At 61.6% G+C, this 26,704-nt stretch carries 29 protein-coding genes; 15 read left to right on the top strand and 14 right to left on the bottom strand.

The window, feature by feature from the left end:
* Window positions 1-7: 7 nt before the first annotated feature.
* Complete coding sequence (locus LVY65_RS09790; protein WP_235067886.1) at window positions 8-961, bottom strand: DnaJ C-terminal domain-containing protein; 954 nt, start codon at window positions 959-961, stop codon at window positions 8-10.
* Window positions 962-1,061: 100 nt separating this feature from the next.
* Here LVY65_RS09790 and pdxH point away from each other — a divergent pair, with 100 nt between their 5' ends.
* From pdxH to LVY65_RS09775, 3 genes are read left to right on the top strand one after another with little or no spacing between them, the layout of a single operon-like run.
* Complete coding sequence (gene pdxH, locus LVY65_RS09785) at window positions 1,062-1,640, top strand: pyridoxamine 5'-phosphate oxidase (protein ID WP_235067885.1); 579 nt, start codon at window positions 1,062-1,064, stop codon at window positions 1,638-1,640.
* Window positions 1,637-2,611: a cation diffusion facilitator family transporter gene (locus tag LVY65_RS09780; protein ID WP_268828691.1), complete on the top strand. Its 975-nt coding sequence runs from the start codon at window positions 1,637-1,639 to the stop codon at window positions 2,609-2,611. Before pdxH ends, LVY65_RS09780 begins: the two co-directional genes overlap by 4 nt.
* Window positions 2,608-3,399: a PhzF family phenazine biosynthesis protein gene (locus tag LVY65_RS09775; RefSeq protein ID WP_235067884.1), complete on the top strand. Its 792-nt coding sequence runs from the start codon at window positions 2,608-2,610 to the stop codon at window positions 3,397-3,399. Before LVY65_RS09780 ends, LVY65_RS09775 begins: the two co-directional genes overlap by 4 nt.
* 431 nt (window positions 3,400-3,830) lie before the next feature.
* Here the strand turns inward: LVY65_RS09775 and LVY65_RS09770 are convergent, their stop codons facing one another.
* Window positions 3,831-4,445: a hypothetical protein gene (locus LVY65_RS09770; RefSeq protein WP_235067883.1), complete on the bottom strand. Its 615-nt coding sequence runs from the start codon at window positions 4,443-4,445 to the stop codon at window positions 3,831-3,833.
* 879 nt (window positions 4,446-5,324) lie between these two features.
* On the opposite strand from LVY65_RS09770, the gene LVY65_RS09765 reads away from it, so the two are divergent.
* On the top strand, window positions 5,325-5,663 hold the full coding sequence (locus tag LVY65_RS09765) for a YciI family protein (RefSeq protein WP_235067881.1): 339 nt from the start codon (window positions 5,325-5,327) through the stop codon (window positions 5,661-5,663).
* Window positions 5,664-5,756: 93 nt separating this feature from the next.
* On the opposite strand, the gene LVY65_RS09760 is transcribed toward LVY65_RS09765, so the two are convergent.
* A complete protein-coding gene (locus LVY65_RS09760) occupies window positions 5,757-6,419 on the bottom strand; it encodes a TetR/AcrR family transcriptional regulator (RefSeq protein WP_235067880.1) in 663 nt (220 codons plus the stop codon).
* Between the two features lie 142 nt (window positions 6,420-6,561).
* On the opposite strand from LVY65_RS09760, the gene LVY65_RS09755 reads away from it, so the two are divergent.
* From LVY65_RS09755 to LVY65_RS09745, 3 genes are all read left to right on the top strand, one after another.
* On the top strand, window positions 6,562-8,391 hold the full coding sequence (locus LVY65_RS09755) for a sulfatase-like hydrolase/transferase (RefSeq protein ID WP_235067879.1): 1,830 nt from the start codon (window positions 6,562-6,564) through the stop codon (window positions 8,389-8,391).
* A 292-nt stretch (window positions 8,392-8,683) separates the two neighbouring features.
* Entirely contained in the window at window positions 8,684-8,953 is a 270-nt protein-coding gene (locus LVY65_RS09750; protein ID WP_235067878.1) for a hypothetical protein, read from the top strand.
* Window positions 8,954-9,489: 536 nt separating this feature from the next.
* Window positions 9,490-9,990 carry a hypothetical protein gene (locus tag LVY65_RS09745; protein WP_235067877.1) on the top strand — a complete coding sequence of 167 codons (501 nt, stop codon included), beginning with the start codon at window positions 9,490-9,492 and terminating at the stop codon, window positions 9,988-9,990.
* 330 nt (window positions 9,991-10,320) lie between these two features.
* Here LVY65_RS09745 and mnmA read toward each other — a convergent pair whose 3' ends face one another.
* A complete protein-coding gene (gene mnmA / locus LVY65_RS09740; protein ID WP_235067876.1) occupies window positions 10,321-11,430 on the bottom strand; it encodes a tRNA 2-thiouridine(34) synthase MnmA in 1,110 nt (369 codons plus the stop codon).
* Between the two features lie 77 nt (window positions 11,431-11,507).
* On the opposite strand from mnmA, the gene LVY65_RS09735 reads away from it, so the two are divergent.
* The 3 genes from LVY65_RS09735 (at window position 11,508) to LVY65_RS09725 (ending at window position 12,572) form a co-directional block, all read left to right on the top strand.
* Entirely contained in the window at window positions 11,508-11,735 is a 228-nt protein-coding gene (locus LVY65_RS09735; protein WP_235067875.1) for a hypothetical protein, read from the top strand.
* Window positions 11,736-11,830: 95 nt separating this feature from the next.
* On the top strand, window positions 11,831-12,130 hold the full coding sequence (gene sciP, locus LVY65_RS09730; RefSeq protein WP_037497888.1) for a CtrA inhibitor SciP: 300 nt from the start codon (window positions 11,831-11,833) through the stop codon (window positions 12,128-12,130).
* A 187-nt stretch (window positions 12,131-12,317) separates the two neighbouring features.
* Window positions 12,318-12,572 (top strand): GlsB/YeaQ/YmgE family stress response membrane protein, encoded by a 255-nt coding sequence (locus LVY65_RS09725; protein ID WP_235067874.1) that lies wholly within the window; start codon window positions 12,318-12,320, stop codon window positions 12,570-12,572.
* Between the two features lie 68 nt (window positions 12,573-12,640).
* Here the strand turns inward: LVY65_RS09725 and LVY65_RS09720 are convergent, their stop codons facing one another.
* Both LVY65_RS09720 and LVY65_RS09715 read right to left on the bottom strand, forming a co-directional pair.
* The gene (locus tag LVY65_RS09720; protein WP_235067873.1) at window positions 12,641-13,366 is read right to left on the bottom strand and encodes an SIMPL domain-containing protein; all 726 of its coding nucleotides are present in this window, start codon (window positions 13,364-13,366) and stop codon (window positions 12,641-12,643) included.
* Between the two features lie 83 nt (window positions 13,367-13,449).
* On the bottom strand, window positions 13,450-13,713 hold the full coding sequence (locus LVY65_RS09715; RefSeq protein ID WP_235067872.1) for a GlsB/YeaQ/YmgE family stress response membrane protein: 264 nt from the start codon (window positions 13,711-13,713) through the stop codon (window positions 13,450-13,452).
* Between the two features lie 226 nt (window positions 13,714-13,939).
* Between LVY65_RS09715 and LVY65_RS09710 the strand changes: the two genes are divergently transcribed.
* Genes LVY65_RS09710 through LVY65_RS09695 form a run of 4 tightly spaced genes read left to right on the top strand, consistent with a single transcriptional unit; the run spans window position 13,940 to window position 20,037 of the window.
* Complete coding sequence (locus LVY65_RS09710; RefSeq protein WP_235067991.1) at window positions 13,940-15,121, top strand: efflux RND transporter periplasmic adaptor subunit; 1,182 nt, start codon at window positions 13,940-13,942, stop codon at window positions 15,119-15,121.
* Window positions 15,122-15,153: 32 nt separating this feature from the next.
* Complete coding sequence (locus LVY65_RS09705; protein WP_235067871.1) at window positions 15,154-18,315, top strand: efflux RND transporter permease subunit; 3,162 nt, start codon at window positions 15,154-15,156, stop codon at window positions 18,313-18,315.
* Between the two features lie 31 nt (window positions 18,316-18,346).
* Entirely contained in the window at window positions 18,347-19,615 is a 1,269-nt protein-coding gene (locus LVY65_RS09700; RefSeq protein ID WP_408021987.1) for a DUF445 domain-containing protein, read from the top strand.
* Complete coding sequence (locus LVY65_RS09695; protein WP_235067869.1) at window positions 19,612-20,037, top strand: GNAT family N-acetyltransferase; 426 nt, start codon at window positions 19,612-19,614, stop codon at window positions 20,035-20,037. Before LVY65_RS09700 ends, LVY65_RS09695 begins: the two co-directional genes overlap by 4 nt.
* Here the strand turns inward: LVY65_RS09695 and murA are convergent.
* The 3 genes from murA to LVY65_RS13350 form a co-directional block, all read right to left on the bottom strand.
* Window positions 20,034-21,317, bottom strand: a complete 1,284-nt coding sequence (gene murA / locus LVY65_RS09690; RefSeq protein ID WP_235067868.1) for a UDP-N-acetylglucosamine 1-carboxyvinyltransferase — start codon at window positions 21,315-21,317, stop codon at window positions 20,034-20,036. The genes LVY65_RS09695 and murA overlap by 4 nt on opposite strands.
* Before the next feature lie 38 nt (window positions 21,318-21,355).
* Window positions 21,356-21,691: an ATP-dependent Clp protease adapter ClpS gene (gene clpS, locus LVY65_RS09685; RefSeq protein WP_235067989.1), complete on the bottom strand. Its 336-nt coding sequence runs from the start codon at window positions 21,689-21,691 to the stop codon at window positions 21,356-21,358.
* 163 nt (window positions 21,692-21,854) lie between these two features.
* Entirely contained in the window at window positions 21,855-22,613 is a 759-nt protein-coding gene (locus tag LVY65_RS13350; protein ID WP_235067867.1) for a phasin family protein, read from the bottom strand.
* 130 nt (window positions 22,614-22,743) lie between these two features.
* On the opposite strand from LVY65_RS13350, the gene gmk reads away from it, so the two are divergent.
* Window positions 22,744-23,406, top strand: a complete 663-nt coding sequence (gene gmk / locus LVY65_RS09675) for a guanylate kinase (RefSeq protein ID WP_235067866.1) — start codon at window positions 22,744-22,746, stop codon at window positions 23,404-23,406.
* Here gmk and LVY65_RS09670 read toward each other — a convergent pair.
* From LVY65_RS09670 to LVY65_RS09650, 5 genes are read right to left on the bottom strand one after another with little or no spacing between them, the layout of a single operon-like run.
* Window positions 23,392-24,087: an ATP12 family chaperone protein gene (locus LVY65_RS09670; protein ID WP_235067865.1), complete on the bottom strand. Its 696-nt coding sequence runs from the start codon at window positions 24,085-24,087 to the stop codon at window positions 23,392-23,394. The genes gmk and LVY65_RS09670 overlap by 15 nt on opposite strands.
* Window positions 24,084-24,299: a hypothetical protein gene (locus tag LVY65_RS09665; RefSeq protein WP_235067864.1), complete on the bottom strand. Its 216-nt coding sequence runs from the start codon at window positions 24,297-24,299 to the stop codon at window positions 24,084-24,086. Before LVY65_RS09665 ends, LVY65_RS09670 begins: the two co-directional genes overlap by 4 nt.
* Entirely contained in the window at window positions 24,296-24,958 is a 663-nt protein-coding gene (locus LVY65_RS09660) for an HAD-IA family hydrolase (protein WP_235067862.1), read from the bottom strand. The genes LVY65_RS09665 and LVY65_RS09660 overlap by 4 nt, the downstream gene beginning before the upstream one ends.
* Window positions 24,951-25,559, bottom strand: a complete 609-nt coding sequence (locus LVY65_RS09655; RefSeq protein WP_235067861.1) for an FMN-binding negative transcriptional regulator — start codon at window positions 25,557-25,559, stop codon at window positions 24,951-24,953. The genes LVY65_RS09660 and LVY65_RS09655 overlap by 8 nt, the downstream gene beginning before the upstream one ends.
* Entirely contained in the window at window positions 25,559-26,704 is a 1,146-nt protein-coding gene (locus LVY65_RS09650; RefSeq protein WP_235067860.1) for an RluA family pseudouridine synthase, read from the bottom strand. Before LVY65_RS09650 ends, LVY65_RS09655 begins: the two co-directional genes overlap by 1 nt.

Here is a 26,704-nt window from a genome sequence, read left to right as displayed (position 1 = left end):
AGGGCGACTAAACCGCAAGGGTCGCCCTGGGGTTGCCGCCGCCATCCCAGCTTTCGGCAAATTTTTCCAACGCCTCGTCATGGGCGGGAATGTCGATCGCCAGCTGGACCAACTGGTCGCCGCGGTTGCCGTCCTTCCCAGTAAAGCCGCGCCCCTTGAGGCGCAGCACCTTGCCGGAGCTGGAGCCCTTTGGAACGGTCAGCATCACCGGTCCTTCTGCTGTGGGAACCTTCACCTTTGCGCCCAGCACGGCTTCCTTCAGCGTCACCGGCAATGTCAGGCGGATGTTTTTTCCTTCCCGGACAAAGAAGGGATGGCTCGCAATCTCGATGGTGACGATCGCATCGCCGCGGCCTCCCTGACCCTCCTGTCCTTGGCCAGACAGCCGGATCTTGGTGCCGTCCTCCACGCCCTTGGGCAGCTTGAGATCGATCGTCCTCCCGCCTGAAAGGGTAACGCGCTGTTCCTTCAGCGTGGCGGCGTCGGTGAAGCCGACCTTCAGCCGATAGGCAACGTCGGCACCTTTTTGCGGCCGTCTCGCGCGACCGAAACCGCCGAAAGGCCCGCCCGCGCCGGCCCCGCGACGCGCCCCTGGAGCTCCTCCAAACAATCCTTCGAACAGGTCCGAGAGATCGGCTGCGTTTCCGGCATCGAATCCGCCGGGGAAGCCATCGAAACCTCCGCCGCCCGGGCGCGGACCGGCCCCGCCGCCGCCGAAACCGCCACCGAACGGCATTCGCGGATTGCCGTCCTCGTCGATCTCGCCGCGATCGTAGCGCGCCCGCTTGTCCTTGTCGGACAGCAGGTCGTAGGCTTGGGTAACCTTTGCAAACCGTTCCGCGGCCTGCGGATTATCCTTGTTGCGGTCGGGGTGCAGCTGCTTGGCAAGGCTGCGATAGGCCTTCTTGATCTCGGCCTCGGTCGCCCCGCGCTTGACGCCCAACTGCTGGTAGAGATCCATTCTTTCCCCTTTGTCCGCAGACCCGTTTCGGATCACGGCCAACATCCGTCAAGCATCGCAAAGCCTCGACAGTTGGAAAAGCAGCAGGCAAAGGCCGCGCATGACAGACGATCCCTTCCGATTGTTCGGCGCCTGGTATGACGAGGCAAAGGCGGCAGAGCCGAATGACCCGGATGCGATGGCGCTGGCAACTACGACTCCTGACGGACGACCTTCGGTGCGGATTGTACTGCTGAAGGGCTTTGGGCCGGACGGTTTCACTTTCTACACCAATGGCGAAAGCCGGAAGGGCGGGGAGCTGGCAGCCAACCCGCAGGCGGCGCTGTTGTTTCACTGGAAGTCCTTGCGTCGCCAGGTTCGGATCGAAGGCGCGGTTGGAGAGGTCAGCGCGGCGGAGGCCGACGCCTATTTCGCCACCCGCACCCGGGATTCGCAGCTGGGCGCCCATGCCTCGCTCCAGTCGCGCCCGCTCGACCGACGAGCGACTTTCGAGGCGCGATATGAGGAAGCCAAACTGCGGTTTGACGGCCGCGACGTTCCTCGCCCGGAACGTTGGACCGGCTTTCGCCTGGTACCGGAGCGGATAGAGTTCTGGACGGACCGTCCTCACCGGTTGCATGAGCGGCGCTTGTTCGCTCGCGAAGGCGACGGTTGGTCGGAAGGGCTGCTTTATCCATGACCGGCGCGCATCATCGCCATCACCACGCTCCTCATGGGCACCATCACGCCCATCACAAGGAGCGTAGCCGGCTGACCACCCGGGCGGCGATCGCCAGCATTTCGATGGCCTTGTTCCTGGTCGTGCTGAAGACCTACGCCAGCTGGGATACGGGTTCGGTAGCAATGCTGGGGTCGCTGGCCGACACCACGCTCGACCTTGTCGCCAGCCTCGTCACATTGTTCGGCGTCCGCTGGGCGGCGATGCCGGCCGACGATGAGCATCGCTTTGGCCATGGCAAGGCGGAAGCGTTGGCATCGCTTGTCCAGGTCATCCTGATCGCGGTGTCGGCGCTGGGAATTGCATGGCGCTCGTTCGATCGCCTGCAAAGCGGCCGGCCGACCGAAGGGCTGGAGCTGGGGGTCGGCGTTTCGGTGATCGCCATCGTCACGACCTTCGCCCTGCTCGCATACCAGCGCTACGTGATCCGCAAGACCGGCTCGGTCGCAATCCACACCGACCATGTCCATTACCAGTCGGACCTTTTCCTGAACCTGTCGGTCATCGCCGCCCTTGTCCTGGACCAGATGCTCGGCTGGCGTCTTGCCGACCCTATGTTCGGCTTCGCCATTGCCGCCTGGCTGACCTATGGCGCGTGGAGCGCGGCCAGCCATTCGGTGGACCAGCTGATGGACCGCGAATGGCCTGACGATGAGCGCGAGGCATTTCTTGCCGCCGCCGCCGACTATCCCGAGCTTGCGGGCTTGCACGACCTTCGCACTCGAACATCGGGTGCCCACCGCTTCGTCCAGTTCCACGTTTGGGTTCCGGCCGACTGGACGGTCGGCGAGGCGCATCGGCGAATGGACGCCGTCGAGGAAAAGCTGCAGCACCGGTTCCCGGGCACCGAAATCATCATCCACCTCGATCCGGAAGGGCACACCGACCGCGAAGGGATACTGCCCTCTGCGCTGGCGGAGAGTGCGCGATGACCCCATTGCCGATCTTTCAGGTCGATGCCTTTGCCTCGCGGCCGTTCACCGGCAACCCGGCGGCGGTCATGCCGCTCGACCATTGGCTCGACAATGCCGTGATGCAGGCCATCGCGGCGGAGAACAACCTCAGCGAAACCGCATTCACCGTGCCAAGCGAAGGTGGTGAGTCTGACTATGACCTTCGCTGGTTCACCCCGGAGGTGGAGGTACCGCTATGCGGCCACGCCACATTGGCCGCGGCCCATATCCTGCTGAAGGGCAGCGCCATCCGCTTCTCGACCCACGCGGGGATACTCACTGTCACTCGGGACGAGGACGATGAGGCGCTGCTCAAGCTCAACCTGCCGGCGCCCCCGCTAACGGAAGTGGCCGAACCGGAGGTTTGCCGCGCGCTCGGCCTTTCGCCACGACCTGTCTGGCTGTCCGAAGGCTGCAACGACAGCTGCATCGTCCCGGTCGCAAATGAGGAAGAGGTGCGCGCCATCACGCCGGACTTCGTCGCCCTTCGCTCGATCCACCGCATGGCGATCGTCACCGCGCCCGGCGATATCCATGACATCGCCAGCCGCGTGTTCGTCTCTTACATGGGGATCGATGAGGATCCGGTGACCGGCTCGGCCCATGCCGCGCTGGCGCCCTATTGGGCAAAGCGCCTCGGCCGCCACCGCTTCACCGCTTTCCAGGCAAGCAAGCGAGCCGGCCTGCTGGACTGCGAACTCAAGGGCGACCGAGTAATCCTCGGCGGCCATGCGGTCACCGTAATCGAGGGCTTTTTCCAGATATAGGCAATGACCGCTTTCGACCCATTGCGGTCATTAGATGCTAGGGAGCGGCGCGAGGTCTCACAGCCTCTGCGGCAGCCGCGCATCGCGAGCACAGTTCTTCGTCCTGCGGCCTGCCTTGGTGGATGGCGAAGCTCCCGGTCGGATACAACTCGCACTCCTGATACCAATGCCAGAGGTCGTTCTTCCGCTTGCTCGCAACACCACGTCGATACTCAACCATAATAACCCCTACTCATTGCAACATGGCACCTCAGCTTCGCTGAATGTCGCGAGGATGTTGCAACAATCAATACGGCCTTAAGGTCAGCTTAGCGCGTGATTCAGTCCAGTCGGTCATCACCCAGCCAATGTCTTCTTTCCACCCATTCCGGTCATTAGGGGCTTATGACCGCTTTCGACCCAAAGCGGACATTCGGAGCCATCCAACGGGTCTATTCCTGCTCAAATGTTCCCGTGACACGACATTCCTTCAGACCCCCGTCTGGCGGAACCCAAACTTTGAACATGACAAGCGAGGCGTCCCCGTTGGTGAAGTTTGTTTGATAGCGTGCTTCTGTTTCGCCAGGTCCGAAACGAAAGGCCACTCCACCACCCGGGCTTCCACCCCAATTGGCCCAGGAGAGAGTGCCGAACGCGAAAGGTTGCCTTCTCACCGAGCAAGCGATCGATAGCGGCATTCCCATCGCTGACCGAGGGAACCACATAAAGAACGAATTGCCGTTGTCCGTTGGAGAATAGTAGCCATCTTCGCCCATCGAAAGCCCCGCAGCCTCGAATTTATATTCCCCCTCTCCAGGAGGATAGACGAACGTCCTCGCAATAGCGGGAAGTTTTCCGACAAATCCCGACCTGGGATTGGAGATTGGATTGGCGCTCTTGGCCTTCGCCGGTTCGTCAGCAACTGGAACCTGCACGGCGGATTGGTCCACCGCTGCAGGCGGCGATTGCTGGGGAACTGCCACGCGCGTTGTTCCCCGGTTTACTGGCTGCGCGGAAACCAAAGCACCGCAAACCAGAAATGTCCCGAAGATCAGTAAATGTTTCATGGCCTTCCCATCCTCCGTTGGAGCAGAGTCAGCGACAGTTAGTCCATGTAAAGACCATGGGATCGTTCTTAAAATCACGGCCGGGTACGTACATATTCATGTTCTCCGTTCCCCCGATCGCTACTCCGTGTGTGTGAACGTGAGATAGTATAGTGTTCAGCGAAACCATCCCGCTGTAGTCGCAGCGATGACCAGGAACTGGGCTAGCACTCGTAAGAACATAATCATTTTGATTGGGTCTTATCTCATGGATTTGCCCGCGTAAGCGCTCTACCTCCGCTTGGAGCTCAGCAACTGCCGCCTGCAGATCGACAATCTGCTTTTCGTTAGTTTGGGGCTGCGCATAGGCGCTATTGGGCGAGTAAGGTGCCGTCGTGGGCTCGGCCGCGGTAGTCGGAATGGCGGATGGTTCCATGGGCGGCTCAGTGACAACTGGGGCAGGCGCAGTGGCTGGTTGGCCAGGATTTGGCGGCGGCCGGACAATGATCCTCGGATTGAACTGGGCAGTTGCAGCCGAAGCTACCGTACCGAGAAATAGAGCTGCAAAGCGGACAGCTGCAGGTGGCATGATTTTCCCCGATATCTGTTATCGCGGATACGCCAGGATACTAACGACAATAAGAAGATCGTTACGTGCACCCAATAACTTCCAAAATCAACCGAACCACAATTGGCAATGCGAGTAGATATCTGTGGTGCTTGGCGGGCCGTTGAACGTCCCCTTTCCGCACAATCCCGACGTTAGCCGCGTAATGGCAGCTTTCCACCCATTCCGGTCATTAGCGGTGATGACCGCTTTCGACCCATTGCAGACATTGCTCTTGTCGGTAAGCTGCTGCGTTCACCATGGACGGTGCCGCCTGGATCGAGGATTGCTGAATGGCGAAGTACCTGATTTCGTTTCCTAGCGAAGCCATGGTCGTCACCGACGAGGAGTTTCCCAGTGTCGTGGCCGACTCACATGCCGTCATCGAAGAAGCAAAGAAGGCCGGTGTCTACGTATTTGGCGGAGGGATCGATGAGCAGGCTGCTCCGGTGCTGGTATCGTCCGACGGACTGATCTCGCATGATCTTTATCCCGGAAGCTCACTGAACGGCGGGTTCACTATTCTAGAATTGCCAACGCGGGATGATGCCGTTCGTTGGGCAGCGAAGATTGCAAAGGCTTGTCGTTGCTCGCAGGAGCTCCGCGAGTTCGGGTACGACCCAGCAAGCTAAGTATTACCAACGTCCGCTTTCCACCCGTTCCGGTCATTACCCAACCCAAGTGAGCCAGGCATGCACCTTCGCCCTTCAGCTTGTCATTGTTCCTTACCTGCCTGCCCGGGCAATCAGTGACTCTTGAGCCAGTTGCGGTTTTCTGAGCCGGGCACGTGCAATTTCTCGCGCCTCGATAGGCTCGACGCCGAGGGACATGAGCACGCGCTCGGCAAGCTTGTTGCCATACGTCCGCGGCGCCTTGCCGATGGCCAAGGTGTTGATTGCAGCCAGGACTGTGCCGGCGACGAGTACGAAGCCAAGCTCTAGCTCGTCTATCGTGAAGCGCCGGGAGTTCATGCCCGCCATTAGGTCGCGCGGGAGGTCCGTCCGGACGCGCTCGTTGGACAGGATGTACAGCCCTGCCCTGCGGAAGAAGCCGGCGAGGCCGGGATAGTGCCCGACCAGCGAAATCCACGACCGAACGCCCGCGCCGATGCGCTCGGCGGCATCATCGCGAGCCTCGACGATCGGCGCCACGGCCAGCATGAGTTCGGTACCCACCTCGTCCGCCGCAGCCCGCAGCAGGTCATCGGCATTGTTGAAGTAATTGTAAAAAGTGCCGCGTGAGACTCCTGCGCGACGAATGACCTCGTCCACTGCTGCAGTTTCGTCCTCCGCTGCGCCAAAGACGGTCAGGGCCGCTTCGAGCAGGCGTGACCGCATCCTTTCCCGGCGCAGGGCGGCCACGCGCACACGATGGTTTGGCTGGTCCATGCCGAAGCAATGCACGAGCGCAGCCGTCAGGTCCATGAAATTGTACATTTTGTCATAATGACACACTGTACATTTTTTCTGGACAGTCTCCGGGACCGACGTTAGCCTTTTGATGCGACCCGATGGACCAAAGGCGGTGTCCGTGAACGGTGCGCTTGGGGGGCTGCTCGAAATGGAAGACGAGAAATCTGGCGCAAACGGCGGGCTGTCTCGTCGCTCCGTGCTGTCGATGGTGCCGCCGGCACTGGCCGGGCTGGCGATAGGCAGCAGCGGCTCCGAAGGGCTGGCATCTGCGCCCGCATCCGGCCCGGCAAAGGTCAGCCGCGGGCCTTACAACATCCTGTTTATCCTCACCGACCAGGAACGGCATTTCCGGCCCGGCGAGCTACCGGTGGGATATGAATTGCCCGCTCACGACCGCCTGAAGAAGTCAGGCACCTATTTCGTCAACCATCGCATCGCGTCATGCGTCTGCACCTCGTCGCGCTCGGTCATCTACACCGGTCAGCACATCCAGCAGACCAAGATGTTCGACAACACCAACTTCCCGTGGATCCACAGCCTGGATACCGAAATGCCAACGGTCGGCGACATGCTTCGGGATGCCGGCTACTACACCGCGTACAAGGGCAAATGGCACATGACCAAGGAGTTCGAGGAGGTCAACAAGCTCGGCTCGCCGACCAAGATCTTCACCGCGGAAATGGAAGCCTATGGCTTCTCCGACTATTTCGGGATCGGCGATATCATCGCTCATGAGCGAGGCGGCTATCTGCACGACGGCATTATTGCGGCGATGGCCACCAGCTGGCTGCGCGGCAAGGGACGAGATCTCGCCGTTCAAGCCAAGCCCTGGTTCCTGGCGGTCAACCTCGTCAACCCGCACGACGTCATGTTCTTCGATACCGATCCGCCCGGTAGTCCCATCCAGCCGCCCCCAGGCATTGCGCCGGTGGCGCGTGACCCGGTCGACCCGCTTTATGCTCGTCAGTGGAATTTCAATCTGCCGGCCACGCACTATCAGCCGCTGGACCAGCCAGGACGCCCGGCGGCGCATCGCGACTATCTTCGTTCGCACGACGCGATGGTGAAGCCGGTCGACCCCGCCGACGATGCGCGCTGGCACCGGCGCCACAACAATTATCTCAACTGTCTGCGCGACGTGGACCGTAACATTGCTGCCATCCTGGCTGAACTCGACGCTTCGGGCCTGGCCGACCGCACAATCATTGTACTCACGGCCGACCATGGCGACATCGATGGCGCCCATTTCATGCATTCGAAGGGCGCGAGCGCGTACCGCGAGCAAAACAACGTGCCGCTGATCATCGTCCATCCCGATCATCCCGGCGGAAAGGAATGCTGGGCAGTAACATCGCACTTGGACCTCGCCCCGACCTTGGTAGCGATGACAGGGGCCGCGCCGGAGAAGAAGGCGGCGATCACCCGGCAACTGAAGGGCAAGGACTTGTCGATTGTCCTTGCAAAACCCGACGCCGCACCACTCGATGCAGTCCGCGACGGCGTGCTCTTCAATTACAACATGCTTGCCTATGTCGATGGCGATTTTGCCTATCGGGCGATCGACTTCATTCGCAAGGGCGGGAAGGGCAACCAGCTCAAGGAAGCGGGAATCCTGCCCGATTTGAAGAAGCGCGGTGCCATCCGATCGGTTTTCGACGGTCGCTACATGTACGCCCGCTACTTCTCGCCCAAGCAGCACAATCGTCCGAACAGCCTGGAGCAGATCCGCGCCTTCAACGATATCGAGCTCTATGACCTCAAGGCCGATCCGATGGAGGCGGTCAACCTCGCGGCCGGCAGCAACGCGAATTATGAGCTGGTGCTCGCCATGAACGACAAGCTCAACCGCCTGATCGACACGGAGGTTGGCGAGGACAATGGCGCTATCATGCCTGGAGGCATCGATGGCGGCTGGGAAGTTTCTGCGGAGACGATGAAGGGATTCTAGCCGAACTGGCCCTTGGGTCTCGTCTGCCTGCACTAAATGGAATGGGGGTGGAAACGACTGCGACGAGTGGGGCAGGGTTTAGCTTACGTCCGCTTTCAACCATTTGTAGTCATTAGAGAGACTATCGCTCAACTCCATTTCGTCATCCCCGCGAAAGCGGGAATGACGAAATCGGCTTATGGCAGCTTTCGACCCATTCCTGCCGCTAGCTCGTTGGGTGGCCTCCACACCTTAGCAGGCCTTGATTTGACTTGAGCGGCCGCGAAGCAGAAATACACCCTGGGAGGCGGCCATGATCACGTCAGTGTTGCTCATCGCTCTTGCCGGTCAGGCACAGCCTCCGGCCCCTTCGCCCGAACAGCAGCCGATCGTAGTCAAAGGTGAGAGACAAGCCGATCAGAAGTGCCGCAGGACTCGCGAGGTCGGAAGCCATCTGTACAAGAGGATCTGCAGATCGGACGTCGAGCAGCGCGCGATCGACACCAACGCGCGCAACGCGCTGAGGTTGGGCAATGTTAATCCCAATTCGCCCGGAAGCTCACCTCCCACAACGGATAAATAATTAGGGCGCGACCACTTCAGCGCGCCGCGCTACGGACAAATAGGTTTCCCTAGGAATGTCCGCCTTCGACCCATTGCGGACATTGCCACTGAAGCCGCTCTATCGAATAGTTGGAACATGAGACGCTCTGCTACTCGCTGGATCGTATTCGGCCTAATTGGCCTTTTCGCCGTCCAAGCGGCCCTCCTTCAAGCTACTCAAAGGTCTGTTTTGCTGACCGCTAAAAAGACGCGCGTCTATGTTTTTGAGGGCGATTTGGTTTCTGAGACACCTCCGGCGAACGCCCAGGAGGCATCCCGAACGGAGGAGGAGATTTGGTTCACTTGCCGATATTGGACAGGGCTCACTGTCTGGCGTCACCTCATCCCTTCGGCCAATGGATGCCCGAAGATCACTCCATGACCAATGTCCGCTTTCCCCCCAAAGCGGACATTAGCGTCGATGCTTCCCCACCCTTTCGAGGTGTTTCGGAACATTCAGTGATTACAAGGCGTTGAGCGCTATTCTCCCAGTAAAACCAGTAAAGGAGTAAGCCCATGCGGATTTCCCTTGGGGCCGCAAGCCTCGTCATTGCACTCGTCGGTTCAGTTCCCGCCATCGCCGCCACCAGCGGTATGGTCAGCGGCCAGGGTGCGCTTTCAAGCGACCCGCGCCGCAATTTCTCGGTGAGCGCGAAGATCAACGCCGATGGCACCGCCACCGGCCACGCAACTTTGATCAACAAAGCCTTCACCGGCGAAAACGGCAAAGCCCCCTATCTGCTTCAGCTCGATATCAGCTGCGGCAAAATGGTCGATGCCAACACCGCCATTTTCGGCGGCACCGTCAAGCGGACCAACGACCCAAGCCTGGTCGATACCGTCTATTTCTCGGTCCAGGACAATGGCGAGCCCGGTGCTGGCAAGGACAAGGTCAGCCGCGCATTCTTCTTCGACGGCGATCCGGCGACCACGGGCGATCCGGCACTGTGCCTCGGCGCCACGCTGACGGACCTTCCGCTTGAGACGATCGTCTCGGGCAACTTGAACGTCCACTAAGCGATCTGGTCGAGGCGCTACTCAACAAAAGCAGCGTTGAAAGAAGCCCGGCGGTGACGTCTGTCCCGGCCGGGCTTCTCCGAATCTGAGCCACGTCGATTGGGGACTTAAAGCCTAAAAGGCAATTTCCGGCTTCCCCCCAAAGCGGACATTTGGGCCGACCGATTTTCCTGTCCTACAGGCGGCAGAATGTGAGAGCGTCGCCACGCTCTTTCTCATTGCCCGCACTAACCCGACTTGGACACCTCGAGGTCACTAAGTTCACGCCAATGGCGCCTTATCCCGAGACTTTTGCGAACTTAGTGAACTTAAGAGCCGACCCTTGAACGATCAGGCCGCGACCGCTTCTTCGATCGCCGCGGATTCGGTCGCGACGATCGTGCCTCCGCCAAGCAGTCGTTCTCCGTCGTAGAAGACCGCCGACTGGCCCGGCGCGACACCATATTCGGGTGCGGCGAAGGTCAGCTTCTCGCCGTCCCAGCGCCCCGCCACCGCCCGGGCCAGGGATCGCACCTTGGCCTCGACCTGCACTTGGTCCTCGGCCAGCCAGTTGATTCCCTCGACCCTTGCCGCCGCGACCGCCAGCGCACGGCGCGGGCCGACGACCAGCCGCTGCGCCTCCGGCTCGATCCGGACGACGTAAAGCGGCTCGGGCTGGCCGCCGACCTCGATTCCGCGCCGCTGGCCGATAGTGAAGTGGACCACACCCTGGTGCTCGCCCAGTACCCGGCCCTCAAGATCGACGATCTCACCCGGCGCCGCCGTTTCCGGCCGCAACCGCTTGACCAGGCCCGCATAGTCGCCGTCGGGAACGAAGCAGATGTCCTGGCTGTCGGGCTTGTCGGCCACGATCAGCCCTTCTTCGGTAGCGAGCTTGCGCACCTCGCTCTTCGGCAAATCACCGAGCGGGAAACGAAGATAATTCAACTGGTCAGGCGTGGTGCCGTAGAGGAAATAGCTTTGATCGCGTGACGGGTCCCGCCCCTTCCACAATTCGACCCGGCCTTCCCGCTTCACGCGCCGAACATAATGGCCGGTGGCCAGGCAGTCGGCGCCAAGGTCGCGGGCGAAGGCGATGAGGTCGACGAATTTCACCCCCTGGTTGCAAAGCGAGCAGGGAACCGGCGTTCGCCCCGCGGCATATTCATCCGCGAACTTGTCGATCACTCCGGTGCGAAATCGACTTTCATAATCGAGCACATAATGCGCAATGCCGAGCCGGTCGCAGACGGTCTTGGCATCGTAGATGTCCTGCCCCGCGCAGCAGCTGCCGCTGCGCTTCACCGCCTCGCCATGGTCGTAGAGCTGGAGCGTCACCCCAATCACTTCCGCGCCGGTGCGCGCGGCGAGCGCCGCGACCACACTGGAGTCGACGCCGCCCGACATCGCAACGATGATCCGCGCCGACGCGGCGTCCTTAAGGTCAAAATTTGGGGTCATGCTGCGCGGCTCTTTACTCGAAATTCACCCTGTTCGGCTAGATCGACCCTGCCCAATCGGGGGTGAGGGGGCGTTCATTGGCGCGATTCGAAGGCAAACTTAAGGCGGCGCGAGAAACCAAGCTCGAAATCGACGAGCTTCTTTCGGTGCTGTCGTCGAGCTCCAATTTGGGGCGAGAAGAGCGTCAGGACGCAATCGCCTGTTTCCTCTCCGTCAGCGAGGGGTGGAAGGATGCAAAGGGCACGCTGAAAGGCACCTTTGCAAGCATCCCGCGGCCCTCGTGGTTAAGGGAAAGTAAGGAATGATGAAGCAGAAGGTTACCGTTGTGTTTCAGACCTTCTCAACGGCCTTCGGTTAAAAGCTGGCTATCGACAAAAGTTTAACGTGGTTGAGGTTTTAGATGCTCGAGAATCAGAAAATTCGTCCCGCGCAGGTTATCGGACCGCTTGGCGAACCGTTGACGCTCGACTCGCTTCCGCCTCCTTCGACCACGCGTTGGGTCGTCCGCCGCAAGGCCGAGGTTGTCGCAGCGGTCGCCGGTGGGCTCCTGACGGTCGACGAGGCATGCCAGCGCTACACTTTGAGCCTCGAGGAATTTACCGGCTGGCAGCGGGCCGTCGATCGGTCGGGCATGCCCGGCCTTCGGGTTACCCGCATCAAACATTATCGCGACCAGTACGAGCGCCAGCAGCGCTATTGATTTAGGTCCGTCCCCAGTTGGACCAGGAGGGGGCTCCGCCGGAAGGCGGGGCCCTTTTCACATTCATTTCGTAGCCGACACTAGACATAGAGTTGCTTTACCGGAACAACATGCCCGCATCGTGCGTCTCTGATGCCGGAAGGCGCCCCGCGTAAAATTGGGGTGGCCACGAACAGGAGGAACGAACATGGGTATCATTATTTGGCTCATCGTCGGTGGTGTGGTGGGTTGGCTTGCCAGCCTGATTATGCGCACCGATGCCCAGCAAGGCATCCTCATGAACATTGTCGTCGGCATTGTCGGCGCCGTGATTGCCGGTCTAATTCTCGGTAAGGGTACGATCAATCAGGGCCTGACGGTCGAAACTTTCCTGTGGTCACTGCTCGGCGCGGTGATCCTGCTGGCGGTCGTGAATCTGGTCCGCCGCGGAAGCGTGCGCTAGCTGTCGATAAAGACGCGATAAGAGAGGCCGCCTAGAATGGTCCGGGCGGCCTCTTTTTATTGCCAGTACTACTGAAGTTCGAAACTCATCGAGATATTTACCTGCAGTTGCTGGGTGCCGGGATCGATCTCGGTCTTTGCCATGGGGGCCGCCGCAACCATGTCGCGTCCGTAAGCCAACGGCATCGGCGGCGGCACAAAGGCCCCGCCCTCGCTTACCGACAAGATCCGCACAACTCGCTTGCCGAGAGCTCGCGCATATAGTTCCGCACGGGCCTGACCCGCTGCGATCGCCTTGACCCGGGCCTCGTCATAGGCCGCCTCGGGCTTATCGATGGTCAGGTTGGGCCCGCTGATCTGGTTTGCCCCCTCTGCGACAAGCGCATCCAATATCGACCCGCTTCGCTTCAAGTCGCGGAACTTGACGTTGACCGTGTTGGTCGCCCGATATCCGGTCAGCTGCGGCGGCTGGTTATTTTCATAGCGATATTCGGGATTGAGATTGATCGACGAAGTCTGGATGTCCTTGTCGGCGATGCCGGCGCGCTTCAACGCCGCACGGACTCGTTCCATCCGCGTCGCATTTTCCTCGATCGCCCCAGTCGCGGTCGGTTGAAGCGTCTGAACCCCGGCCGAGATGATCGCCAGGTCAGGCACACGTGTCACTTCACCGGTTGCACTGACGTCAAGCCGGGTACCGTTCAGCACCGGTAAAGTCGCCACCGTCTGGGCGACAGCACTCATTGGGATCGCGGAGGCGCCAAGCGCCAGCGCAGTCATAAACAGGTTTCGCATAACTTCACCTCCCGCCAAAAACAGGGCCATCGCCGGATCGTGATTGATCAGCGATGGCCCCAATATGAACGACGAGGCAGCGCCTAGCGGCGGCGGCTCAGTACGAGGCGGTAAATCAGCAGGATGAGGAAAGCGCCGACGATGGCGGCGACGAAGCCGGCGGCTTCGCTTTCGTCATACCAGCCCACTGCCTTGCCAAGGAAGCCTGCCAAAAGGGCGCCGGCTATCCCAAGCAAGATGGTTATAACGCAACCGCCGGGATCCTTGCCCGGCATAAGCAGCTTGGCGATGCCCCCTGCAAGGAGGCCGATGACGATCCAGCCGAGGATTCCGTAACTTTCGATCATCCTTTTCTTGCTCCCTGTGCTAAATGACGCAGCTACTCAGTTTGCACACGCTCGTTTCACTATTGCAACAACGCGCGTCTGTGTAACGGGTGCCGCCGTTCGTAGAAAAAGCCTTTCCACCGGCGGCGCGGGCGGTGCAGTTGCGCGCGGTGAGTTATTTAGGTAATACAGCGGTGGCGGCTCGGAAGGCTGCCGCTTGTTACGAATGGCGGAAAGAATGCGGCTTATGAACCGGGAAACCACTTTCGCGAGTTCCGACACGCTAGTCGTGGTCGATCGCTCACGGCGTCGGCGGAACATCATTATCGCCGCGGTGGCAGTCCTTGCGGCAGCACTGATCGCTTTCTTCATGCTCTCGGGTGGGAGCAAGGATGAGGCCGGTGGGCCGAGCGCAACCGCGCCCGGTGGCCGTGGACAAATTCCAACGGTGAGCGTCGTCGTGCCGGGCCGGAGCCAGGTCGCGCGGATCATTACTGCCTCGGGCGCGCTTGCGGCCCTTAGGGATCAGCCGGTCGGCGTGGCTGGCGAAGGTGGCATGGTGCGCGCGGTGTTGGTCGATGCCGGCGCCTGGGTGCGCCAAGGCCAGACGCTGGCGTCCGTCGACCGGTCGGTCCAGGCGCAGAACGCGGCGCAGCTTGCAGCGCAGGTGCAGGTGGCGCGCGCCGATGCCGCCCTCGCGCAGAATGAATATGAGCGCAGCCAGGCCCTGGTCGGCCGCGGCTTCGTGTCAAAGGCGGACCTCGACCGAAAGAAGGCGGCGCGCGACGCAGCCAATGCGCGGATCCGGGTAGCCGAGGCCAACCTCAATTCGATGCGCGCCCAGATCGGGCGGCTCGATATCCGTGCGCCGAAAAGCGGCCTGATCCTTTCGCGCAACGTCGAGGTCGGCCAGGTCGTAAGCGCCGGATCGGGCGCCCTGTTCCGCCTGGCGGAAGGCGGCGAAATGGAAATGCGGGCGCAAATGTCCCAGCAGGACCTGGCATTCATCCGCCAGGGCATGCCTGCGTCGGTCACTCCAATCGGTACCGACCGGAGCTTCGCCGGCCGGGTTTGGCAGGTCTCGCCCGTAATCGACCCGCAAAGCCGGCAGGGTGAGGTCAGGATCACGGTCCCTTATGATCCGGCAATCCGCCCCGGCGGTTTCGCCGAGGCCAAGATCGAGGCAGGCGCGACGACTGCGCCGCTGCTGCCGCAGAGCGCGGTGCTGAGCGATGAGAAGGGCAATTATGTCTATATCATCGACGGCAAGAACCAGGTCGTTCGGCGCAACGTCAAGATCGGGACGGTGGACGATCAGGGAGTTACCATCGCCGAGGGCTTGTCGGGCCAGGAGTCCGTCGTGCTTTCGGCCGGGCCGTTCCTCAATGAAGGGCAGAAGGTTGCCCCCAAGCGGCAGGCGGCCCGCTGACTGCGGAGCTAGTAAAGCGAAGGCGTGATTAAATGAATTTCCGCAACATCTCGTCCTGGTGCATCCGCAATCCGGTTCCGCCGATTGTCTTGTTTATCGGCCTCATGCTGGCGGGTCTCGTCGCCTTCATGGGCATGGACGTGAACAATAATCCGGACATCGATTTCCCGGCCGCGGAGGTGAACATCTCGCAGCCGGGAGCCGCCCCGACCGAGATGGAAAACCAGATCACGCAAAAGGTCGAAGCGGCGATCCGTTCGGTCAATGGCGTCGACGAGATCAATAGCTCGGTTCGCGAAGGCAGCAGCAGCACCTTCGTTCAGTTCGAGATCGGCACTCCGACCGATCGCGCCGTGAATGACGTGCGTGAGGCGGTTGCGCAGATCCGCAGCGACCTCCCCGAGGGCATCCTCGAGCCGCAAATCAACCGCGTCGATATCGCCGGTGACCCGATCCTGTTCGTGGCTGCCGAGACCACCGACATGACGCTCGAGCAATTGAGCTGGTACGTCGACAACACCGTCTCTCGCCGCCTGCTCGGGGTCGAAGGCATTGCCGCGGTTTCGCGCGAAGGCGGTGTCGATCGCCAGATCCGCGTCATTCTCGATCCCGCCGCGCTGCAGGCGCAGGGGATCACGGCCGCCCAGGTCAACCAGCAGCTTCGGCAGACCAACCTCAACGCGACCGGCGGCCGCGCCGAGATTGCGGGTTCGGAGCAAGCCGTCCGAGTGCTCGGCAATGCCCGTTCCGCCTATGAACTGTCGCAGACGCAGATCGTCGCCGGCAACGGCCGCGTCGTTCGCCTGGCCGACTTGGGCGAAGTCAAGGACGCCTATTCGGAACAGCGCACCATCGCCAAGATGAACGGCCGCCAGGTGATCAGCTTCAACGTCCAGCGGTCCAAGGGTGCGTCCGAAGTCACGGCCTATGACGACGCCTGGAAGGAGTTGCGCAAGATCGAGAAGGAGGATCCACGGATCCGCTTCATCGAGATCATCAACCAGGTCGACTACACCAAGGAGCAATATCTTTCCGCGATGGAGGGCCTGATCCTCGGCGCCATCCTGGCGGTGCTGGTGGTCTTCCTGTTCCTGCGCGACTTCCGGGCGACGATCATCTCCGCGCTCGCGATCCCGCTGTCGGCAATTCCCGCCTTCTGGTTCATGGACTTGATGGGCATTACCCTGAACGGCCTGTCGCTGCTGGCGATGAGCCTGGTCGCGGGCGTGCTGGTCGATGATGCGATCGTTGAAATTGAGAACATCGTCCGCCACATGCGCATGGGCAAGTCCGCCTATCAGGCGGCGATGGATGCCGCCGACGAGATCGGCCTAGCGGTCGTCGCGACGACCATGTCGATCGTCGCGGTGTTCCTGCCGGTCGCGCTGATGCCGGGCATCTCGGGGCAATTCTTCAAGAGCTTCGGCTACACCGTCGTTATCTCGGTGCTGATGAGTTTGTTCGTCGCGCGGATGATTACCCCTCTGATTGCCGCCTATTTCCTGAAGGCCCATGGCGTGCAGCCGCACGCATCCGGCAAGATGATGGAGCGGTATCTAGGGATTTTGAACTGGAGCCTGAATACGGACAAGGCCGAGGCTTATCGGGCCCAGCACCCGGGCTTCTTCGGCGGTGTGATGTCGCTGTTTCGCGATCATCGTTTTGCAATGGTTGGGGCAGGCCTTGCGGCTTTCATCGTCCAGATCGGGCTGTTCATGAGCATCCCGATGTCGTTCCAGCCGCCTCTCAACCTAGACTTCTCGCGAGTGCGTATCGGACTGCCGCCGGGCTCCACGCTCGAGCAGACGGCCGAAGTTGCCGACCGCACGGCAGCAATCATCGAAAAGGATCCCGCGGTCGATCGCGTCTTCCAGCGCATCTTCGTCGGTAGCGGGTTCATCAATATCGTCCTGAAGAAGGACCGCGAAGTCACCTCGACCGAGTTCGAGCGTGGGCTGACTCCGTTGATCTCGGCGATCCCCGACGCCCAGGTCAATTTCATGAGCCAGAATGGAGGGGGCCCTGGCAGCGGCGGACGCGATATCACGCTCTACCTGGGCGGCGACAACCCGGAGCTGCTCCTAGCGACCGCCAACAAGGTCGTCGAGGAGATGACCGGGCTGAAGGAACTTCGCGCTCCGCGCGTCCAAGGCGACCTGGTTCGGCCGGAAATCATGATCAAGCCGCGCTTCGACCTTGCTGCGGACCTTGGGGTCACGACTACTGCGCTATCGCAGACGATTCGCATCGCGACGCTGGGCGACATTGCCCAGAACAGCGCAAAGTTCTCTCTCGCCGATCGTCAGGTCCCGATCACCGTGTCGCTGGCGGAAAGCTCGCGTCGCGATCTTTCAGTGCTCGAGAATTTGCCCGTCCCGACCTCCAGCGGTGGTTCGGTGCCATTGAAGTCGGTCGCTGAGATCGGCTTTGGATCCGGTCCGACGACGGTCCAGCGGACTAACCAGATCCGCCGCATCGCCATCGGCGCCGACCTTGCGCCTGGCCTGGTCACCGGCGACGCCTGGACCAAGATCAACGAGCTGCCGACCGTCAAACATCTTCCCGAGGGCGTGCAGAAGCTCGAGCTTGGCGACAGCAAGTGGCAGGCAGAGCTGATCTACTACTTCATGATCGCGCTAATGTCGGGCGTCCTGTTGGTGTTCGCCGTCCTGGTGCTGCTGTATCGGCGGTTCCTGTCGCCGTTCGTCAATATGGGCTCTCTACTGCTTGCACCATTGGGCGCCGCGATCGGTCTTCTCCTGACCAACAACCCGATTTCGCTACCCGTGCTGATTGGCATCCTGATGCTATTCGGAATCGTCGCCAAAAACTCGATCCTGCTGGTCGATTTCGCGGTCGAGATGATGAATCACGGCATGCCCAAGAATCAGGCGATCTACGAAGCGGGGCACAAGCGCGCCCAGCCAATCGTCATGACCACGGTGGCGATGGTCGCCGGAATGGTGCCGATTGCCATCTCGCTGACCGGCGACGGCAGCTGGCGCGCGCCGATGGGCGTCACCGTGATCGGCGGTTTGATCTTCTCGACGCTCCTGACGTTGTTGCTGGTTCCGGCCTACTTCTCGATTGCCGTCGACATCGAGCATTGGATCGCGGCCAAGTTCAACCGGCTGATCGACAATGGCGAGGCCCACAAGCCGATGGATGGACCGATCCCAGCACCGGCGGAGTGACATCGGCGGCAAGGCGGCTAGAGTGGCGGCGATGACTGCGCCGCTGCCCCAGCCTGCCCTTGCGCGGTTCAACCCGGTGCAGCCGGGCACGGCCGGGATGAAGGCTGCAGCGACAGGACTTCTGTTGGTTATGGCAGCGGTCTTCATCGCTGCCCGCCAATTCGAAGCCGCCCTTCCTTGGCTTGGTTATGTAAAAGCCTTTGCGGAGGCAGCGATGGTCGGCGGCCTTGCCGACTGGTTCGCGGTTACTGCCTTGTTCCGTCACCCACTTGGCCTGCCGATCCCCCACACGGCGATCATCCCGCGCAACAAGGACCGGATCGGCGAGGCGCTGGCCAATTTCCTCAGAGAGAATTTCCTCATCGCGCCCGTGGTCGCGCGGCGAATGCGCAATATTGACCTGGCCGGCGCAGTCGGCCGATTCCTCCAGGCCCCGCAAGGCCAGGAAACCCGCATCCGCCGAGGCGCGAGCCGCCTGATCGCCGACCTGTTCGAAAGCCTAGACGATGAGCGCCTTGGCGGCCTCGTCAAAAGCTCGATCGCCAATCGCCTGCGCAAAATGGAAGTATCGCCGCTGCTCGGCCATGCGCTTGCCTCAGCGATCAACGAAGACCGCCATGTGCCGATGCTTGAGGCGGCGATCCGCTGGACTGCCCGAGCACTCGACGCCAACGAAGGTCTCATCCGCGAGATGGTGCATAAGCGCGCCAATTGGGTGCTGAAACTCGCGGGACTCGACGCCAAGCTCGCCGACGCGATCGTCGATGGCCTGCGTAAGCTTACCGCCGATATGCACACCGACCCGGCTCATCCGGTCCGGATCAAGATCGAGGAGGCGCTCGCCCAGCTCGCCAACGACCTGCAAACCAACCCCGACACGCGTGAGCGGGTCGAGGCAATGAAGGTCGAACTGCTCGACAACAAATCCGTATCGCTGTGGCTCGACACGCTGTGGCAGAAGGGGCGTGAGGCGATGATCCGCGCCGCGCGAAATCCTGACGCGGCGATGGCGGGCAAGCTCGGCGAAGTGCTTCAATCGATGGGCCAGAGCCTTGAACAGGACCCACGTATGAAGGGCGCCATCAACATGTTTGCCCGCCGCGCGGTGGCCGGAATGGCGGCGAGCTACGGCGGGTCGATCGTCAAACTGGTTAGCGAAACGGTCCGCCGCTGGGACGCCCAGACGATCACCAACCGCCTGGAGGCCGCCGTCGGCCGCGACCTTCAATATATCCGGATCAACGGAACGCTGGTGGGTGGGATGGTCGGGCTCATACTGCACTCGCTGGATTCGCTGTGAACTACGAGATTCGCGACGCTCGCGCTGAAGATGCCGAGCGGATTGTGGAGCTGATCGCCGACCTTGGTCATGCCATGTCCGCGGACACCGTTCGAGAACGAATTGAAGAGCTGCATCGGAGTGATTGTCGCCAGTTGGTCGCCGCTGCGGGCGACCGAGTGATAGGACTTTGCGGGTTGCATATCATGACGGCAATTCACCGCCCTCGGAGGGTCGGGCGGATTACGATTCTGGAGGTGGAAGCCGGCGTTCGCGGTCAAGGCGTGGGCAGCGCCCTGGTCAAGCATGCGGAGGACCGGTTTCGGGAGGCCGGCTGCGGGATGATCGAGTTGACCAGCAATGAGCGGCTGGTCGAAGCCCATGACTTCTACCGGCGTATCGGATTCGAGCACACCAGCAAACGGTTCGCCAAACAGCTCTAGCCCGCGCTGACCCGCTCGATGCTCGCTCCGACCGCGCTCAACTTCTCCTCCAGCCGCTCATAGCCTCGGTCGAGGTGATAGACGCGCAGCACTTCGGTTTCACCTTCGGCCGCAAGACCGGCGAGGACCAGGCTCATCGAGGCGCGGAGATCGGTCGCCATCACTTTGGCGCCGGTTAGCGGATTGCCCCCTTTGACGATCGCCGAGCGGCCGTGAACTTCGATATCCGCTCCCATTCGCCGAAGCTCGGGCACGTGCATGTACCGATTCTCGAAGATGGTTTCTTCAAGGAAGCTCTGCCCCTCGGCAACGGCCAGCATGGCCATGAACTGCGCCTGCATGTCGGTCGGAAAGCCCGGATAGGGGGCCGTGGAAATCGCTAACGGCTTGAGCGGCCCGTCGGCGGTGACCTTCATGCCGCCATTGGTCAACTCGATGATGAGGCCCGCCGCGGCGAGGCCGTTGGTAATCGCGAGCATGTCCGAGGGACGCGCCCCGACGAGCTCGATCGATCCGCCGGTAATTGCTGCGGCGCAGGCATAGCTGCCCGCCTCGATCCGGTCGGGCATCACCTCGTAGGTACAGCCGTGGAGCGCGTCGACCCCTTGGATGATCAGGTGTGACGAACCGATTCCCTCGATCTTGGCACCCATCGCCACCAGCAGGTTGCAAAGGTCGACGATTTCCGGCTCTCGAGCGGCGTTGAACAGCTGTGTGCGGCCGGTTGCCAGTACCGCCGCCATTACCGCGTTTTCCGTCGCGCCGACCGAGACCACCGGGAAGCTGAAGTCGCCCCCGGGCAGTCGGCCCTTGGGCGCGACCGCCTTCACATAACCGGCAGCGAGCTCGATTTCAGCGCCCATCGCCTCAAGCGCCTTCAGGTGCAGGTCGATCGGCCGGTCGCCAATGGCGCAGCCGCCCGGCAACGAGACGGTCGATTCGCCGGCGCGCGCCAGCATTGGCCCCAGGACCAGGATCGACGCGCGCATCTTGCGCACCATGTCATAGGGCGCGATGGTCGAAGCGATTTCCTTCGCCTCTAACGTCATCTTGCGCCCGATCTCGCCCTTCTTGACCCCGGCGACGGACGTCGAGACGCCGAGCTGGTTCAACAGGTGCGAGAAATTGTCGACGTCGGCCAGGCGCGGCAAATTGCCGAGCGTCAGCTTCTCCTCGGTCAGCAGCGCACAGGGAAGCAGCGCCAGCGCGCTGTTCTTTGCGCCCGAAATCGGAATCTTGCCTTCGAGGCGCTTGCCGCCAGTGATGCGAATGGAGTCCATCGGCGCGCTTTAACGTGCCTGATGAGACTCACAAGGTGTCAGGCCTTCTCCAGCGTCGCCTGGAGCGGGTGCTGGTTCTCCCGAGCGAAGTCGATGACCTGGGAAACCTTGGTCTCCGCCACTTCGTAGGTGAACACGCCGCACACTGCGACGCCCTGCTGATGGACCTGAAGCATGACACGGGTCGCGTCTTCGATGTCCATCGAGAAATAGCGTTGCAGAACCAGGACGACGAATTCCATCGGAGTATAGTCGTCATTGAGCATCAGCACCTTGTAATTGCTGGGCTTCTTGGTCTTGGGCCGGGTACGCGTGACGACCCCGCGCTCGATCTCGTCGAGCCCGTCGCCCTGCCCCGGCTCATCGCCGCTCATCAGAATCAGGTCATCCAACATGTTCGGCCTAAAATATGGCAACGTGGCAGCGCCTCGCAAGGTGGCTCGATGCAACTGTCCCGAAAAGAAAAGAAAAAGGCGGCCGCCCCCTGCGAAGGGGACGGCCGCCGAACAGGGTTGCCTTCACAAAGAGGGGGAGAGGTCAGGCAACCAAAGTGTTGATGCGCTCGGCATTCAGGCTGGCGCGGGTCTGCAGCGGCTCGGCCGCTTCACCCGCCAGCTTGACGACGCGCTCGGTCAGCTTCGAGGTCTCGGCGACGAAACGGTCGAACGACGCACGGGCCAGCTCCGACTGGATCTGGAAGAACTCGGCCGGCGACTTGGCTTCGGCGAGCGTCTTGACCGCGTCCGAAGCCTGCTCGATGCCCTCACGGCCCGAAGCGACGACGTCCTGGCCGATCGCCTTGGCACCGCCAACGGCGATCTTGCCGGCTTCGACGAACGCCTCGACATTTGCCTTGGCGAGCTCGGAAAGCTCTTCCGCCGCCTTCTGCGACTTGGCCGCAATCTGCTGGCTGCGCTCGCCGGCTTCGGCGAACAGTTGCTGGGCCTTGTCGGTGCCCGGGATCTGGAATCCAGCGAACAGCTGGTTGAAATCATAAGTCATGGTCTTGGTCCCTTCGATTTGCTTGACGCGGGCGACACGGGCCTTGCGGGCACGCTTGACGGTCTTGGCCGCGCGCTTGTTTACTTGCTTCACAGCCTCGACGATCTTCGCCGGGGCCTTACGGGCACGACGGGCTGCTGGCTTGGTCTTGGCGACCGGCTTGGTCTCGATCACCGGCGTATTCACGACCTGGGCAACCGATTCTTCGACCTTGTCGGCAACGGCCTTCACCGGAGCCGCGACAGCCTTGCTGGCTGCTACAATTTTCTCTTCGACCTTGGTCTCTTCAGCCACGTCATAACTCCTTTGCTGCAGCGCAACATAATGCAGTGCGGCATGGATTTCAACTATTTTTGTGCATTGCACAATAAAACGGATTTGAGCCGCGCTTGACGGAGTGGCGTGGCCCAAGGCAAGTGCGGCCATGGCCGAACTGACCAGCTCCCATCCGCATCGCCGCCGCCGAGGCCTCCTGATCGTCCTTTCGTCGCCATCGGGCGCCGGCAAATCGACGATCAGTCGCATGCTTTTGGAAGCTGATCCGCACATCACCATGTCGGTCAGCGCGACCACTCGTCCGAAGCGTCCCGGAGAGGTGGAGGGTCGCGATTATCATTTCGTGGACGAGACCGAGTTCCAGCGGATGATCCAGGAGGGCGAGTTCGCCGAATGGGCACCTGTGTTCGACCACCACTACGGATCGCCTCAAGCGCCAATCAAGGCGGCTCTCCGTGAAGGGCGCGACGTTATCTTTGACATCGACTGGCAGGGGACTCAGCAGCTGCACGCCGCGATGGGCGAAGACCTTGTTCGAGTGTTCATCCTGCCGCCCTCTATGAAGGAGCTGGAGCGGCGGCTTCACGAACGCGGCACGGATTCTGACGAGGTCATCGCCTCGCGAATGCAGCGAGCCGCGGCCGAGATCAGCCATTGGGCAGAATACGACTATGTGTTGATCAACGAAGACATGGATGGCTGTTTGGAGGAAGTCCGCTCGATCCTCGCGGCCGAACGGCTCAAGCGCTGGCGGCAGGCCGGCCTGGTCAGCTTTGTCCGCGACCTGGTTGCGGGTTCAACGGCGCAATAGCTGCAGAAACCTTGCTCCGGCGATAAAGTCGCTCCGGCGGGCATCGAGCGCCGTCCGCGCTTCCGGATCCTCGCCCCAATGCTCTAGCTGCCAGCGATCGTCGATGCTGACTGCCTCCCATGCCGCCTCTGCCAGTATATATTCCTCCAGCACCGCAAGTGCGGTGACCAGCGATCCTCCGATCGTCACCATGGGGGACAGACCCGCCAGCTGGAAATCGTCGAGCGAAGCCACGGCGTGGTCGAGCTTGCGTATCGTCTCGGCCGGCTGGGCGACATGCATGACGCCCGGCTGGCACGTGAAATCAATGTCATAGCGACGGCGCGCCCAGCCCAGCAACGGATCCCAGCTTGCTTCCTGCAGGGCAACCAGGGCGGCCGGACCCTCGGCGCGGTAACAAAGGAGGTCGCTTTCGGCATAGCGAGCGAGACCTGCCGCAAATGCCCCGCGGTCGGAAGCAATGCGCTCGATAGCGGCATTGGCCAATCCCGTCAGCGGCATCTTCTGCGGCTCGATTGTTTCGCCGCACAACTGCCATTCGGAAGCAATGGCGTCGGCCAACGCCTGTGTAGGCACGGCAAGGTCGATATGCCCGGGAGTCTTTATACGCCGACCGTCGAGTGCGATTCCAAATCCAACGTCAGCGGCGACCACTTCCGCCTGCTTCCAGAAGCGCTTCACTTTCGCTCCGAAGTTCGCTTGACGATCCTGGACGCGTACACGGCATCAACGACGCCGGTGATCGCCAGCACTGCGCCAAGCAGCGGCCAGCCGCCCGGCCTCAGTATATCTGAAAAGGCAATTGCGGTGCCGAGAATGAAGAGGGCGACTCCAAAGAGCCTGATCACCAGAAACGCATGAAAACGCTTCTTCGCAATCTCGTCTTCGGTCATTCGCCATTCTCCAACCACATGTCGGCGAGATTGCTTACATCGGGCGGCGTAAGGGCCACGACATGCGCGCCTCCGGCGGTCAGTTCCTCAATCTCATGATAGCCCCAGCCGGCGCCGATCGCGCCAACGCCCGCTCCCCGCGCGCAGCCCATGTCCCATCCCGTGTCGCCAACAAAGATCGTTCGCCGCGGTTCGGCCCCTGCCTCCGCCATCGCAGCCAGCGCCATTGCGGGATGCGGTTTGGAAGGGTTGCGGTCGGCGGTCTGCAGGGTGACGAAGCGATCGCCCAGACCGTGCTTTTCCAGACAATGCCGAAGCCCACGGTCGCTCTTTCCGGTCGCGACACCCAGAAGCCAATTGTCCGCTTCAAGCACATCGAGCAGTTCGACAATGCCGTTGAACAGGGGCTCGTCAACCTGACCTGCGCCACGCATTGCGAAGAACGCGTCCTTATACGTCTGGGTCAGCGCAGCATGATTTCCATGCGGGACCAGCGCCGCCATCGCCTCCATCAAGCTTAAGCCGATCACCTTCTTGGTCACGTCGCGTGGGGGGCATTCCAGCCCGTGGGCCTCAAAAGCTTGCTGAAGCGCCGAATGGATCGTCGATCCGCTGTCCACCAGCGTCCCGTCGCAGTCGAAGATTGCAAGCTTATTCATGCCCGCCCACTTCGCTGATGGCAGCAACGATATCGTCGCGCCCGACCCCGCGCTGCCCTTCAATCGTCGCCGCAAGGTCGTCCGCGGCCTTGTGCTGGTTGAACTTGCGCGTCCCGCGAATCTCAGTCGGATCAACTTCGAAGCCGACGATCGCCTTGGTCATCGCCTCGAACTTACCAGGAGCCATCTTGCCTCGAGTCCAGGGTCGATCCGGCGAGTGGCGCCGCTCGTGCAAGTCGCTAAGCCCATCGAGTAGCATGACCAGTTGCTCGTCCGACAGCTGCCGTGAAACACCCTCGATCTCGACCGTTTCATAGTGCCAGGTCGGCACCTGGTTTTCCGAAACATACCAGTTGGCACTGTGATAGCCGTCGCGGCCGGAAATGCTGATCAACAGCGGTTGAGCGTCAAGCCGGTCGGCGATGCGGTTGCGCCGAGAGACATGGAACCAGATCCTTCCCTCTTTGGTGACAAGGACCGGCGCGTGTACGACAAACAAGCCGTCATTCGACGCAGTAAAGATATGGGCAAAGCTCCGGTCTGCCGCAAAATGCAGCATCTCCGACTTGTCCTGCCAGTCGAAAACACGATTCGGGTGCATCAGCTCTTTTTCCTCGGCCGCCTCGCTGGCTTGGCAGGCTGTCCACCGCGTGCTCGTCGCTCGCCCTTGCGGGCCTTGCGGGCGGACTTGGCAGCTGCGGCGGCGCGCTTGGCCTTGACGGCCGGCGACTTGGCCGGGTCGGGATTGTCCAGCGGCATCATGTCGCCCGCGATCATGTCAAACCCAAGCATTCCCAGGCTCTCGACAAAATGGGGTGGGAGCTCCGCAGTATAATCGATCGGCTTATTGTCCAGCCCGTCGATCTTCAGCCGCCTTGCGTGGAGGTGGAGCTTGCGGCTGATACCGCCGGTCAGGAACGCCTCGGCCCCGCCATATTTTGCGTCGCCGACGATCGGGTGGCCTATCGCCGCCATATGCGCGCGAAGCTGATGAGTGCGACCGGTCAGCGGCTGCAGCTCGACCCAGGCGGCCCGGTTGCCTGCGCGATCGATCAGCCGGTAACGCGTCCGGGCCGGCAGCCCGCTTTGTTCGTCGACGTGCATTTTTTCGCCGCCGGTCCCGGGCTGCTTGGCTAGCGGGGCATCGATCAAACCTTCGTCGGTCGAAGGGACGCCGACGATCAGCGCCCAATAGACTTTCCTTGCCGTGCGGCCGGAAAAGGCCTTGGCGAAATGGCCCGCCGCGCGCGCCGATCGCGCAACCAGCAGCACCCCGCTGGTGTCCTTGTCCAAACGATGGACCAGCTTCGGCCTTTGCCCCTGGTCGTCCGCAAGGCCGTCGAGCAGGCGGTCGAGATGCTGCACGGTCTTGGTGCCGCCCTGGGTTGCAAGTCCCGGAGGCTTATTGAGCATGAACCAGTCGCGTCCCTTGGCCATGACCATGTCGCGGACGAATTCGGATTCTTCGTCGGTCAATGGTTCGACGATCCGTTTCGGCCGCGCGCCTGGGCCCTCTGCCGGCGCCGGCTCGGCGGGAGGAACGCGCAGGACCTGCCCCGTCTCCAGCCGGTCGCCCGGCGCGGCACGCCTGCCATCGACGCGAAGCTGACCGGTCCGCGCCCAGCGCGACACGCTATTGAAGCTGACGTCGGGCAAATGCCGCTTGAACCAGCGGTCCAGGCGAATGCCGTCGTCATCTTCTCCGACGGTGAACGTCCGCACATTATCGCTTGGAGCCAGGGCCAT

It is taken from the genome of Sphingomonas cremea, from assembly GCF_021502585.1.
Taxonomy (GTDB): Bacteria; Pseudomonadota; Alphaproteobacteria; order Sphingomonadales; family Sphingomonadaceae; genus Sphingomicrobium; species Sphingomicrobium cremea.
This window is presented reverse-complemented; position numbering and strand designations above follow the sequence as displayed.

Excerpts from the sequence above, each read along its gene's own strand:
- LVY65_RS09790 (WP_235067886.1), bottom strand. The coding sequence starts at position 961 with ATGGATCTCTACCAGCAGTTGGGCGTCAAGCGCGGGGCGACCGAGGCC.
- pdxH (WP_235067885.1), top strand. The coding sequence starts at position 1,062 with ATGACAGACGATCCCTTCCGATTGTTCGGCGCCTGGTATGACGAGGCA.
- LVY65_RS09780 (WP_268828691.1), top strand. The coding sequence starts at position 1,637 with ATGACCGGCGCGCATCATCGCCATCACCACGCTCCTCATGGGCACCAT.
- LVY65_RS09775 (WP_235067884.1), top strand. The coding sequence starts at position 2,608 with ATGACCCCATTGCCGATCTTTCAGGTCGATGCCTTTGCCTCGCGGCCG.
- LVY65_RS09770 (WP_235067883.1), bottom strand. The coding sequence starts at position 4,445 with ATGAAACATTTACTGATCTTCGGGACATTTCTGGTTTGCGGTGCTTTG.
- LVY65_RS09765 (WP_235067881.1), top strand. The coding sequence starts at position 5,325 with ATGGCGAAGTACCTGATTTCGTTTCCTAGCGAAGCCATGGTCGTCACC.
- LVY65_RS09760 (WP_235067880.1), bottom strand. The coding sequence starts at position 6,419 with ATGGACCAGCCAAACCATCGTGTGCGCGTGGCCGCCCTGCGCCGGGAA.
- LVY65_RS09750 (WP_235067878.1), top strand. The coding sequence starts at position 8,684 with ATGATCACGTCAGTGTTGCTCATCGCTCTTGCCGGTCAGGCACAGCCT.
- LVY65_RS09745 (WP_235067877.1), top strand. The coding sequence starts at position 9,490 with ATGCGGATTTCCCTTGGGGCCGCAAGCCTCGTCATTGCACTCGTCGGT.
- mnmA (WP_235067876.1), bottom strand. The coding sequence starts at position 11,430 with ATGACCCCAAATTTTGACCTTAAGGACGCCGCGTCGGCGCGGATCATC.
- sciP (WP_037497888.1), top strand. The coding sequence starts at position 11,831 with ATGCTCGAGAATCAGAAAATTCGTCCCGCGCAGGTTATCGGACCGCTT.
- LVY65_RS09725 (WP_235067874.1), top strand. The coding sequence starts at position 12,318 with ATGGGTATCATTATTTGGCTCATCGTCGGTGGTGTGGTGGGTTGGCTT.
- LVY65_RS09720 (WP_235067873.1), bottom strand. The coding sequence starts at position 13,366 with ATGCGAAACCTGTTTATGACTGCGCTGGCGCTTGGCGCCTCCGCGATC.
- LVY65_RS09715 (WP_235067872.1), bottom strand. The coding sequence starts at position 13,713 with ATGATCGAAAGTTACGGAATCCTCGGCTGGATCGTCATCGGCCTCCTT.
- LVY65_RS09710 (WP_235067991.1), top strand. The coding sequence starts at position 13,940 with ATGAACCGGGAAACCACTTTCGCGAGTTCCGACACGCTAGTCGTGGTC.
- LVY65_RS09705 (WP_235067871.1), top strand. The coding sequence starts at position 15,154 with ATGAATTTCCGCAACATCTCGTCCTGGTGCATCCGCAATCCGGTTCCG.
- LVY65_RS09700 (WP_408021987.1), top strand. The coding sequence starts at position 18,347 with ATGACTGCGCCGCTGCCCCAGCCTGCCCTTGCGCGGTTCAACCCGGTG.
- murA (WP_235067868.1), bottom strand. The coding sequence starts at position 21,317 with ATGGACTCCATTCGCATCACTGGCGGCAAGCGCCTCGAAGGCAAGATT.
- clpS (WP_235067989.1), bottom strand. The coding sequence starts at position 21,691 with ATGAGCGGCGATGAGCCGGGGCAGGGCGACGGGCTCGACGAGATCGAG.
- gmk (WP_235067866.1), top strand. The coding sequence starts at position 22,744 with ATGGCCGAACTGACCAGCTCCCATCCGCATCGCCGCCGCCGAGGCCTC.
- LVY65_RS09665 (WP_235067864.1), bottom strand. The coding sequence starts at position 24,299 with ATGACCGAAGACGAGATTGCGAAGAAGCGTTTTCATGCGTTTCTGGTG.
- LVY65_RS09660 (WP_235067862.1), bottom strand. The coding sequence starts at position 24,958 with ATGAATAAGCTTGCAATCTTCGACTGCGACGGGACGCTGGTGGACAGC.
- LVY65_RS09655 (WP_235067861.1), bottom strand. The coding sequence starts at position 25,559 with ATGCACCCGAATCGTGTTTTCGACTGGCAGGACAAGTCGGAGATGCTG.
- LVY65_RS09650 (WP_235067860.1), bottom strand. The coding sequence starts at position 26,704 with ATGGCCCTGGCTCCAAGCGATAATGTGCGGACGTTCACCGTCGGAGAA.